The sequence below is a fragment of the Paenibacillus hubeiensis genome, assembly GCF_032334105.1.
GTDB lineage: Bacteria > Bacillota > Bacilli > Paenibacillales > Paenibacillaceae > Paenibacillus > Paenibacillus hubeiensis.
This window is the reverse complement of the sequence record NZ_JAVYAE020000003.1, coordinates 230,605-242,839: the sequence shown is the minus strand read 5'-3', so window position 1 is coordinate 242,839 and position 12,235 is coordinate 230,605. Positions and strand designations below refer to the sequence as shown.

Here is a 12,235-nt window from a genome sequence, read left to right as displayed (position 1 = left end):
AGAAACGCGGCATCCAACAAACTTCTTTATTTAATGATTCTTCCCGGCTTTGTGTACTTCGTCATCTTCAAGTATTTTCCGATGGGCGGCCTCATCATTTCGTTCCAGGATTATCAGCCGTTTCTCGGGATCAAGGACAGCCCGTGGGTAGGCTTCAAACATTTTATCCGCCTGTTCACGGAGCCCACCTTTGCCCTGCTGCTTAGCAATACGTTGATTTTGTTTGCACTGGAACTGATCATTTTCTTTCCGATTCCGATCATTCTGGCTTTGATGATGAATGAAGTAAGACATAAGCTGTTCAGAAATTCCGTGCAAACCATCGTCTACATTCCGCATTTCATGTCTTGGGTCATCATCGTTTCGATTACGTACGTGTTCTTGAGCGTGGATGGCGGCGTTGTCAATGAACTGATTGCTGCCTTCGGAGGCACCAAAATCAGCTTCCTGACATCGCCCGAATGGCTCCGCCCGATGTACATTTTGCAGATTATATGGAAGGAAGCCGGATGGTCCACGATCATTTACTTGGCGGCGATTACCGTCGTGGATACGCAGCTTTATGAGGCGGCAGAGATGGATGGTGCATCACGCTTGCGCAAAATGTGGCATGTAACCTTGCCGGCCATTCGTCCGGTCATTATCACGCTGCTCATTCTCAAAATCGGAAATACGCTTGAACTCGGCTTTGAGCATATGTATTTGCTGTTGAATTCGCTGAACCGGGAAGTGGGAGAGATTTTCGATACGTACATCTTCACGGCAGGTTTAAAAAACGGACAACTAAGCTTCAGCACAACGGTAGGGCTGTTCAAAGGGTTGGTAGGGCTCGTTCTTGTCATGTTTGCAAACCGGCTCGCCAAAAAATTCGGCGAAGACGGTGTCTACTAATTGGGGGGATCTCGCCCATCTAACTACAATCACGAAAAGGGGAATGAACCATGAAATTTGGCTATGCAAAGTTGATAGCGCTTACGATTTGCAGCAGTCTGATGCTCTCCGCGTGCTCCGGAGGGAAAAGTGAAACAGGAACCAGTGCCGATGGCAAAACGACCATTACTTGGCTGAACATCATGCATACGGCTTCGCCGCCAACGGATACGGTGCTTGACAAAATCGAAGAGCTGACGAATGCGGATATCCAGTTTTCCTGGATACCGGATGCTTCAAAGGAAGAGCGCCTGAATACCTCGCTGGCTTCGGGTTCCCTGGCTGATATCGTTTCGCTGACGATTCTGGAAAACTCGTCGGTTCGAAACGCGCTAAAAGCGGGAGTTTTCTGGGAAGTTGGACCCTATCTGGATGAATTCCCGAACTTGAAAGGAATCTCCCAAGACATGCGAAATTCCGCTTCCATTGAAGGAAAGCTGTACGGGATCCCGATGCAAAAACAGGTTGCGCGCAACGGCGTCATCATTCGCAAAGATTGGCTGGACCGACTCGGATTGCCTGTGCCCAAAACGACGGCAGAACTGATGCAGGTAGCCAAAGCGTTTACCGAACAAGATCCTGACGGCAATGGGGTCAAAGACACGACAGGGTTCATGGACCGCAGCGATCTCGTGTTTGGAGCATTCAAAACGCTGGGTTCCTACTTCGGAACGCCTAGCAGCTGGGCCGTCAGCGAGGATGGCAAAGTGACGCCCGAATTCGAATCGGAGGGGTACATCCAGGCGATGGATTTCATGAAGGAGCTGTATGACAATGGCTACATCAATCAGGATTTCGCGGTCACGGCGAAAAAGGATCAACAAGAGGGCTTCGCGCAAGGCAAAGCCGGCATTTACGTAGGCGCTTTATTTGATAGCAAAGGACTGCTTAATCTGGCCAAAGGCGTTCAAGATGACATGGAACTCGTTATGGTGAACGATATCACGTCCACGGGCAACGAAAGCGATCGGGCCATTTGGTCCACATCCAACGGCGTAGGCGGACTGCTTGCGTTCCCGAAATCGGAGGTGAAGGACGAAGCCGAATTAAAGCGGGTGCTGAAATTTATGGATGATCTCATGAGCGAAGAAATCTACACGTTGATGACGTATGGCATCAAAGACGTGCATTACAGCCTCGATGCCAACAATGGAGCGACCATCATTGACACCAAGCTCTGGGAACAAGAGGTTCAACCCTTTTCATCATCTCGGCCCAACGAGAACGGATACAGCATTCAAGATGCAGACCCGCTGCGCATCGAATCCACGCGTTTGATCGAGGAAAACACCAAGTATGCCGTGCTCAATCCGATGTACTCACTGGAATCGCCGACGTTTTCGGAGCAAGGCTCTGAATTGCAAAAGATTATTACGGATGCCACCTATAAATACATTCTGGGCAAGACTGACCTGAACGGCTTCCGTGACGCGGTGAACACTTGGAGATCATCAGGCGGCGACAAAATCATTGCGGAATACGAGGCGGCATACCAAGCCGTGCAGGGGAGCAAGTAAAGCAAAACAATAAGGAGAGTCAACGGCCCGGATCGTACGTTCAAAGGAGGATTGACGAAACGGGCTTTTTTAAAGATGCAGCGAGTTCATATCTTGTTCATTGGCTGTGCCTTCATTCGCTAAGGAGGTGATGTTTGGCCTGCTGAAAGGTTAGCTGCCTCTCGGCAAACACGGCATTGAACCGAATAGACGATACCGGAGGAGGAAGATTCTTTTGAAAAGGATTGTGTCACTCGTTTTGGTCATATCCATGCTATTCAGTCTGCTTCCAGCGATGGCTGCTGCGGAAGAAGCGAACGAGGCCGGTTCATTGCCTGCCTTTCCCGGAGCTGAAGGCGGCGGAAAATATGTAACCGGCGGCAGGGGAGGCGCGGTGTACGAAGTAACGACCTTGGCGGATTCGGGCCCCGGTTCCCTGCGCGAAGCGGTCAGTCAAAATGACACTACAGTGGTGTTCCGGGTCGGCGGCACGATTTATCTTGAATCCCCGCTGGCCATCACGGGCTCCAACCTTACTCTTGCGGGCCAGACGGCTCCCGGCGAAGGCATCACCGTTTCGGATTATTGGACCACGTTTCAAGCCGATAACATTATCGTGAGACATATGCGTTTTCGCCTTGGAGACAAACATCCCAGCGAGGATGACGTGTTCGGTGGGCGTTACCACAAAAACATTATCATCGACCATTGCTCGTTCGCTTGGTCTGTCGATGAAGTACTCAGCATGTACGTCAACGAAAATACGACCGTACAATGGTCCGTCATTGCCGAAAGCATGCTGATGACTACCCACCAGAAGGGAAGACATGGCTACGCGGGCATCTGGGGCGGCAACAACGCTTCTTTCCATCACAACATCATCGCCCACAACGTAAGCCGTAACCCGAGATTCGCCGGTTCCCCCGGTTTCAACACCGAATCGTACAACAACGTCGTTTATAACTGGGGATTTTTCTCAGCCTATGGCGGTGAAGAAGGCAATTATAATTTGATGAACAATTATTACAAATACGGGCCAAACACGTATCGTTCGGCTCGGGATCAGGTTTTTCTCGATGTGAGCCCCAATACACGCCTCTATGTCGGAGCCAATGTCGTGGACGGTTTCCCTGAAGTCACGGCAGACAACTGGCTTGGCGTCGGCGAACTGGCAAACCCGGAGTCCAAATTGTCCTCTCCGGTGGAGATGGCCCATCCTTCGCCTGTTGACGATGCAGAAACCGCATATGAACGCGTCCTTGCCGAAGCGGGAGCCGTTCTACCCCGCAGGGATGCCATCGATGCCAGAATCGTGAACGACGTCAAAAACCGCACCGGGCAGCACATCAATTCGCAAAAAGAAGTCGGAGGATACCTCGAATTCGAGGAAGCCGTATCCACGTTGGCTGATCGTGACCGCGACGGCATGCCGGATGATTGGGAAATCAGCATGGGACTGAATCCCGATGATCCGAACGACCGGAACGGAATACACGAATCCGGTTATACCTATCTTGAAGTTTACCTGAACGGCATTGTCGGCAACGGCTCGGCCAACCCGGCAGTGACGATCGATTCGCCTGCCAACCATACCATCACGACGCAAGGAGCTTCTGTCGAGATCACAGCTTCGGCATCCGATTCAGACGGTACGGTGTCCAAGGTGGAGTTTTACCAAAACGACGTCAAATTAGGTGAAGATGATACGGCTCCGTATACCTTTACATGGGAAAATGTTCAGGACGGAACGCACTATCTGACGGTTCGCGCCATCGACGACACAGGAACGGCGACCCAATCCAACAATGTCACGGTTCATGTCCATAAAGAAAGCGACATTGCCCCATGGCAATCCACGGATATCGGGACGCCGGGCATTGCCGGACATACGCAGATCGGTTCAAGCGTGACCGATATCACCGTCAAATCGGCAGGCGATATTCATGGAGATGCTGATCATTTTCATTATGCTTATCAAACTCTGGAAGGCAACGGCGAGATTGTAGCCAAGGTGGAACGCGTAACAGCCACGGATGACGGAGCGGAAGCCGGCGTGATGATCCGTGGCGGGCTGGAACCGTCTGCTCCATTTGCCGCACTCATGGTCTCTTATGCCAAAGGCGGGCAAAAAGCGGTTGGATTGACGCGTGAAAACGCGGGAGAAGATGTTATCTACAAAGAAACGGATACCTTTATCAGCCTCCCTTACTGGGTAAAGCTCGTTCGGCTCGGGGATCGGGTGACCTCGTCGGTATCCAAAGACGGCAATGATTGGTCTGTCACGGATTCCGTCTATTTCTCCAAGGATGAACCGGTATACATCGGTCTGGCCGCAGACGCGTCCAAGCCGGACGACGAGGTGGATAAACTGAATACGTCGGTGTTTTCGAATGCTGCAGTCCATGAGCTACCTGCCGATTTCCCATTGCCACCGAGCCATCTTTCTGCAGTACCCGGTCCCAAATCCGTGGTATTAACATGGGATGAGGTGGAAAACGCAAGCTCGTACTCGGTATTCCGCTCCGAAATTTCCGGCGGACCTTATACGAAATTGCAGCAGGGCCTCGGCTCCAATTCATACACAGATTCAAATTTGACGGTGGGCAAAACGTATTACTATGTCGTCAAAGCCGAGAATGACAAGGGCATCAGCCTGGATTCGAGCGAAGCCAGCGCCGTGCCCGAAGGGGATTTGGAAACGATCTATTATATCGACGAGGACTTTGAGGAGCAGGAGACCGATACGACGCCAACGGGATATGTAGTGTCGCCGGATCCGCAGGATGCAGACCACAAAGTGGTCATCGCAGGCGTTCCTTCCGGAACAAGCGGCAACTCATCGGCCAAAGCGTTGATGCTCTACGACAATGCGCCGGGCACAACGCAATTCATTCGCGCGTTCCAGCCTCAGCAGGGAAACTTTGTTTTCGAAACGGATATCATGTCGCCGGGATGGCCGGGAACTTCATATCTCCTGCAGCTGCAGAACAGCTCGGGAAGTCGTACGGCGCTATCCATCGAAATCCGCAAACCGTCCGCTCCCGTGGCCGAAGATCAGTATACGTTGGTGTACAAAAAAGACGGAGCAGATCACAAATTGATGGATGTGCCTGCCGCCAATCAATGGTACAACCTGAAAATCACGGTCAATGCCGCCTCTCAGAAAGCCGATATTTATATCGACAACGTACGCGTTGCGGACAACGTTCCTTTCCAGGCCGACGTAACCGGCGAAGGAATTGGCCGGATTTCGGCAAGAACGCCGGGCACGGGCAAAGGAACCATTTATTACGACAACATTCGCCTCTATGTTGAACCCGTTGCCACGCCCAAGGGACTTGTGGCCCAGCCCGGGAACGGCATGGTCCGGCTGGATTGGGAAGAAACGGAGGGTGCTTCGACGTACAATGTCAAACGCAGCGATCAACAAGGTTCCGAGCATGAACTTGTCGCTTCGAACGTGGCCGAAACCCATTACATCGACGAAACCGTCGTCAATGGCACGACCTATTCTTATGTGATCACTGCAACAGGCCCGTTAGGCGAGAGCGGACCTTCCAACCAGGTCCAAGTGACGCCATCGGAAGATGCCGTAAGACCGGATGCCCCCGAAAACTTGCAAGCCTTGGAGAGAGATTCTCAAGCAGAGCTGACATGGCAGGGGGTGGACCAGGCGAGTTACTACACGGTTAAACGCGGTACCCGGGAAGAAGGCCCTTTTGTCACCGTGGCTTCCCGCACGACGCGGCCTTTCTATCGGGATGGCGGATTGGAGAATGGCACGACATATTATTACGTCGTGTCTGCGACCGGCATCGGAGGAGAGGGAGCTGATGCCGTCCCGGTCGCCGTGACGCCGACGGCAGCGTTGTCCACGCCAACAGCAGCAGTAGAGTCGCTGCCGAATGCGGTCCGTCTTGTATGGGAACCGGTGGAAGGAGCGGCAGCGTATCTCATTAAGCGGGCAGATTCAGTGGAGGGGCCATATGAAATCATCGCTGAAGGCGAAACAGGAACCTCCTACACAGACACCGGCCTTCGAAATGGCAAGCCATACTACTATAAAGTAGTTGCGGTGAGCGGTCATACACACAGCTTGGATTCAACAGCGGCGGGAACCCGCCCCGCCGCGAATGACGGCACGCCTCAAATCCCGTCCGGACTCAGGGCCGAAGCGCAGGACGGCGGCGTTGTTCTCCGTTGGAACGAAGCAGAGGGGGCAGACGGTTATGCCGTTAAACGCAGTCATTTGCCGGAAGGACCGTTCGTACCGATTGCCTCGGATTTGAACGGGACAACGTATACCGATTTAGAGCTGGACAATGGCAGCACGTACTACTATGTCGTCACGGCGCACAATGAGGCAGGGGAAAGCATGTCGTCCGTTCCGGTATCGGAAATTCCTGCGCCCGTACTGACCATGGCTTCCGATGGCAGCGCGCAATTCGAACGGGTTCAGGATGCCATCGATGCGGTGCCGGATCAAAGTCCGACGCCGACCATCATCCGGATTCAGGATGGAACATACCGCGAGAAGCTGAACGTGCCTTCCAGCAAGACGAATTTGCGGATGATTGGCGAGAGCCGTGAGGGAACCGTCCTGGTCTACGGCGATTCGGCCAGCACGCTGGATGCGGCCGGCAACCCGCTGGGTACTTCGAACAGCTACAGCTTCCGGGTGCAAACGAACGATTTTACGGCCGAACATCTGACGATCCAGAATGATGCCGGCGACAATGCCGGGCAGGCCGTGGCCCTCTTCGCCCGCGGCGACCGTCTCGTGTTCCGGGATGTCAGCCTGAAGGGATGGCAGGATACGCTCTACGTCAACGACGGCAGACAATACTATGTGGATAGTTACATCGAAGGCGACGTCGATTTCATTTTCGGCAACGCAGCGGCAATGTTCGAGAACAGCATCATTCACAGCCTGAGCAGCGGCTATGTGACGGCAGCTTCGACGGCTGAAGGAAAACCCGGTTATGTGTTCCTGGGCAGCCGAATCACGGCCGAGCCGGGCCTAACCGGCAAAGTGGCTCTTGGAAGACCATGGCGGCCTAATGCCAACGTCGTCTACATCAACAACTACATGGATGATCATATCAGTCCGTCAGGTTGGAACAATTGGGGCAATACAGATAACGAACGGACGGCCCGTTTCGCCGAATACGCCAGTTATGGTCCGGGTGCGGCGGCCAAAAGCCGTTACAACTGGTCCAGCCAGCTGACGGCAGAAGAAGCGGCCGAATATCTTCCTGCCCGGCATTTAGCCGGAGACGACGGCTGGAATCCTGCTTCTAAACTTTCATGGGTTGACGCCAACAGAGAGTTGTCGAAGGTATTCGTGGATGGCGAGCCTGTAGCGGATTTCGATCCGACTCGCAAGGAGTATTCGTTGGTGGTTGCAGATGCAGGTGTGCTGCCTGTCGTGACGGCGGAAGCCGCTTCTGCGAAGGCCAAAGTGCACATTGAGCAGGCCGATTCCATGCCTGGCCAAGCGACGATCCGGGTTACGGGGCAAGACGGCGGCGAGTCGGAATATGTCATTCATTTTACGGGTGGGGAAGAGCAGGATACAACACCGCCAACCCTGCGTCTGAAGGTGAACAAACCGGTCCTAAAGGCCAAGGGGAACAAGCTGGAAACAATCCGGGTCACTGCAAATGCCGAGGATGAAGGATCTGGCGTTGCTTCCATCGTCCTTGTATCGATTACAAGCAATCAGCCTAAGCAGGGGAAAGGGAAGGGAAACTCCTCGCCTGATATTGTAGGAGCCAAGTATGGCACGCCCGATTATGAATTCAAGCTTCGTGCCGAACGATCGGGGAAAGGCAAAGGAGAAGACCGCATTTACACGATCACTTACGAGGCAGCGGATCATGCAGGGAACAAAACGAGATCTTCCGTTACGGTAACGGTCAAAAAGTAAGATTTACATGGCATAAAAATGCTTCACTCGCATTGAAATGAAAAGCCGCTAATCCCATTTAGCGGCTTTTTGTCTATGTCTGCCAAACCATGCAATTCAAAGTCTTGAAGAAGAGCGGCTTCGTGACAGGAGTCATCGGACTCAACCCTTTTGTTGAATCCTATAAACGCAGCTTCTTCCTCCCGCTAAAATATACTCTACCCGCTCAACGGCAACGTCATTTCCGAGAACGTGATGAAACAATTGCAGCTCGTTCTTGCATAATCCGGTGCAGGCCGCCGCTGCTTCACAAATCGGGCAGTGCTTCTCGATAAACAATAGACTGCCATCGTCTTCTTGCTTGATCTCCGCCATATACCCTTCATTGGTTCGAACTTCCGCCAGTTTCTCCAGTCTCTCTTCGATGATAGAAGTGTCGCCGATGTACTCCAAATATTTTTCTTGCATTTTTTTATTCCGAACGGTCAGCAGTTTATCCATGCCTTCGCTTCCGAAAGCCTCTTTCATCGAATGGATCAGACTGAGCGATAAATCTGAATAGCCGCTTGGGAAAAAACGATCCGCTGCAGGCGTTAATCTCCATAGCTTGGTTGGCCGGCCCATCGGACGAGCCTCTTCTTCGTATGTAACCAATCCTTCTTCCTGCAAGGCATTCAAATGTTGGCGAATCGCCATTCCTGATAACGAAAAATGAGCAGAAAGGGCTACGACATCCATTCCCGCGTGTTCTTTTAATTGATTGATGATGGCCCTCCGAGTACTCGTGGAGGCATCTTTTTTCGTTTGGTTTCGACTCATGTAGACCTCCGCTATAAACCATGATATCTAAGGGAATGTGTACATTTTAAACAATAATGTTGACAAAGTAAAGGGAACTCCAAACGGAGGATTTGGTTACAAGAACCTGTTTGAAGCAACCACATCAAATCATGTATGCACTGACCCCCAAAGGGTCTGCGCTTGCTGCATTCATTCCCGGTTTGACGGACTGGGTTGCGTATAAAGAAGAGTAGTCGCCTTGACTGCCCTGGCTGCTTTTTATAACCATTACGATTTACAAAACGATTCTATGGAGGGATATGAAAATGATTCAGGTCACCGAAACAGCATCACGAAAAATTGCCGACATCATCGCTAGCGCCAACCTGCCTAATGCGTCTTTAAGAGTCGGTATTGAAGAAGGCGGGATGATCGGGGGGTTCACCATGAATAATCCAAATGCAAAAGCGTCCTGCGGATGCGGGGCCAGTTTCAGAATGGCAAATGCTCGCGGTAAAGCGAAGAAGTGTGATTAAAAGCGGGAAGGATGCATGGATTCAGGTTGGTGAATCAAGAGTTTACGGCTACAGATTTTTTGGTGGGTGATGGAATAATTATTCAATTGCATTGGGTCAAATTGTTTCCTTCAATTGTTCTCCGATTCCGGCATAGTTCCCACTATAGGTGAACGAACATACACCCGAGCAGGTTTTAGAGTATATTGTGGTACGTCAAAGGAGGTGTTACTTGTGAGCTACGATAAAGGATGTCATTCAATGTTTACTTCCACTGCGACTATATTGGTACTTTATATCCTATTGGTTATTGTATTGAAAACGTTCTGTTTTTAGCAACATAGGCAGTTGTAAAATTATCTGAGGACAAATCTTATCTAGATTAAGGGTAAGGTTTGTTCTCAGCGTAAATTAAACGTTTACGTTCGTGATCATGTTCTTTAGAGCATGTATTTTTTATTTTCAAAAATGATTAAAGTACATATTAGTTTAGGCTCCCATTATTAAGTCGCACAATGAAGCAATGAAATGAAAAAAACATTGAGGCACTCATCCTAAAATGCCAGCAGCATGAGATCGATCCTTGCGGCTGGATGAGGAACTCACCAGCTGCCTTCTTTCCATTCACATTTAGTTCATAAAAGTACGATATTCTTCCCCTATCAACGATATGGGAGGAACCACAATTGATCAAACCATTGGAAAGAGCAGCGCATCATGCCTCTGGAGGTTGGGCTATTGAAGCGCAAGGGCTCGTAAAAACGTTTGGAGATAAGCGGGCGGTAGACGGTGTCAATCTGAACGTAAAGGCAGGTACGATCTACGGTGTGCTGGGTCCCAACGGGGCAGGCAAAACAACGACGATCCGCATGCTGGGCACCTTGCTGCGTCCGGATATGGGATCAGCCCAAATCTTTGGACATGATGTGGTAAAAGAGTCACACATCGTACGCCAGCTGATCGGACTGACCGGCCAATATGCCTCTGTTGACGAATCGCTGAGTGCGAACGAAAATTTGATGATCTTTTCCCGCCTTCTCGGTCTTGGACGTGCTGAAGCAAAGCGCAAGACGGCAGACCTGCTGGAAGAGTTCGGGTTGACGGATGCGGCGAAACGCCCGATTAAAGGTTTCTCGGGAGGCATGCGCCGCCGTCTGGATCTGGCAGCAAGCTTGATCGCACAACCGCCGCTGATCTTTCTGGACGAACCGACGACAGGGCTCGATCCGCGGACCCGCGCACAGATGTGGAACACGATCCGGCAGCTGGTCCAATCAGGTTCGACGGTCCTGCTGACCACTCAATACCTCGATGAAGCGGATCAACTGGCCGATCGCGTCGCCGTGATCGATCAAGGACACGTGGTTGCCGAGGGCACGGTGGACGATTTGAAAGCATCGGTGGGCACGGCATCTCTTCAGCTGCGCATTCAGGAGATGACGCAGCTCGAACAGGCACGTCAGATTGTCGAGCAGATCCTTCGGACCGAATCCAACGTCACGGCGGAAGCGGGGAAGATTACTGCGCCCATGGCGGATGCCAATATCGCGGCAGATCTGTTGATTGCCTTTCGTGCCGCAGGCATTGATTTGGCAGAGATGAGCGTGCAGAAGCCTACGCTGGACGAAGTGTTTCTCGCCATTACTGGCCAGGATGCTCGCGGCAATGAGTCCCATCCATCTCCGGAAACCAATGCAGTGAAGGAGTTGCAAGCATGAACAGTACACTATTGAAACAAAGCGCAGGTCGGAAGTTGAGGAAACACACCAGTTTGGGGCAAACCGTCCGAAATTCGTTAACGATGGCTTATCGCGGAATATTAAAGGTGAAACGTACTCCGGAGCAATTGTTCGATGTTACGCTGCAGCCGATCATTTTCACATTGATGTTTACGTATATTTTTGGCGGAGCGATTTCGGGAAATATTCAAGCGTATTTATTGGTCATCATTCCGGGGATCCTTGTGCAGACCGTGATTACGAGTTCGGTCGTTACCGGCGTGCAATTGCGAGAGGAAATGGACAAAGGGGTATTCGACCGATTCAAATCACTGCCTATTGCGCGTATTGCACCGCTGGCGGGAGCTTTGCTGGCCGATACGATCCGATACACGATCGCGACGGTGCTTACCTTTGCCATTGGATATATATTGGGTTATAGCCCGGCAGGTGGACTCGGCCATGTTGCTTTGGCTGGTTTGCTGGTTATCGTCTGCTCTTGGGCCATCAGTTGGATTTTTGCTTTTCTTGGTGTTATCGCGCGCACGGCATCCAGCGTACAAGGGATTTCCATGCTCGTCCTGTTTCCGCTCACCTTTGCCTCGAACGCTTTCGTACCTGTAGAGACGATGCCGAATTGGCTGCAATGGGTGGTCAACGTCAATCCGATCTCCCACCTGGTCTCCGCCGTTCGCGAACTGGCGAACCAAGGAACGATGGGAACAGATCTTATGACCACCCTTGCTGGAGCGGCGGTTATTGTAGCCATTTTTGCACCATTAACCGTACGGGCATATATGCGTAGAACATAATTGGGAAGGGAATATCATTTAAGCAGCGGTTTGATGTCAGGAATGAGAGGTGATGTCTTCTCGGCATGGCGTCTCT

Annotated in this window: 7 protein-coding genes and 1 pseudogene; 7 read left to right on the top strand and 1 reads right to left on the bottom strand. The window is 51.6% G+C overall.

The window, feature by feature from the left end; all coding sequences use genetic code 11:
• Nucleotides 1-33 precede the first annotated feature (33 nt).
• From RSX24_RS11165 to RSX24_RS11155, 3 genes are all read left to right on the top strand, one after another.
• The gene (locus RSX24_RS11165; protein ID WP_236414353.1) at nucleotides 34-891 is read left to right on the top strand and encodes an ABC transporter permease; all 858 of its coding nucleotides are present in this window, start codon (nucleotides 34-36) and stop codon (nucleotides 889-891) included.
• A 50-nt stretch (nucleotides 892-941) separates the two neighbouring features.
• Complete coding sequence (locus RSX24_RS11160) at nucleotides 942-2,447, top strand: extracellular solute-binding protein (RefSeq protein WP_343260617.1); 1,506 nt, start codon at nucleotides 942-944, stop codon at nucleotides 2,445-2,447.
• 214 nt (nucleotides 2,448-2,661) lie between these two features.
• Nucleotides 2,662-8,355, top strand: coding sequence for a pectinesterase family protein (locus tag RSX24_RS11155; RefSeq protein ID WP_343260616.1), 5,694 nt, complete (start codon nucleotides 2,662-2,664; stop codon nucleotides 8,353-8,355).
• Between the two features lie 141 nt (nucleotides 8,356-8,496).
• On the opposite strand, the gene RSX24_RS11150 is transcribed toward RSX24_RS11155, so the two are convergent.
• Nucleotides 8,497-9,153, bottom strand: coding sequence for a helix-turn-helix transcriptional regulator (locus RSX24_RS11150; RefSeq protein ID WP_339278183.1), 657 nt, complete (start codon nucleotides 9,151-9,153; stop codon nucleotides 8,497-8,499).
• An 83-nt stretch (nucleotides 9,154-9,236) separates the two neighbouring features.
• On the opposite strand from RSX24_RS11150, the pseudogene RSX24_RS32325 reads away from it, so the two are divergent.
• The 4 genes and pseudogenes from RSX24_RS32325 to RSX24_RS11135 form a co-directional block, all read left to right on the top strand.
• A pseudogene (locus tag RSX24_RS32325) lies at nucleotides 9,237-9,368 on the top strand (hypothetical protein); the annotation flags it as partial.
• A gap of 72 nt (nucleotides 9,369-9,440) precedes the next feature.
• Entirely contained in the window at nucleotides 9,441-9,650 is a 210-nt protein-coding gene (locus RSX24_RS11145) for a hypothetical protein (protein ID WP_343260615.1), read from the top strand.
• Nucleotides 9,651-10,318: 668 nt separating this feature from the next.
• A complete protein-coding gene (locus RSX24_RS11140) occupies nucleotides 10,319-11,347 on the top strand; it encodes an ATP-binding cassette domain-containing protein (protein ID WP_343260884.1) in 1,029 nt (342 codons plus the stop codon).
• Nucleotides 11,344-12,159 carry an ABC transporter permease gene (locus tag RSX24_RS11135; protein ID WP_343260614.1) on the top strand — a complete coding sequence of 272 codons (816 nt, stop codon included), beginning with the start codon at nucleotides 11,344-11,346 and terminating at the stop codon, nucleotides 12,157-12,159. Before RSX24_RS11140 ends, RSX24_RS11135 begins: the two co-directional genes overlap by 4 nt.
• Nucleotides 12,160-12,235: the final 76 nt, after the last annotated feature.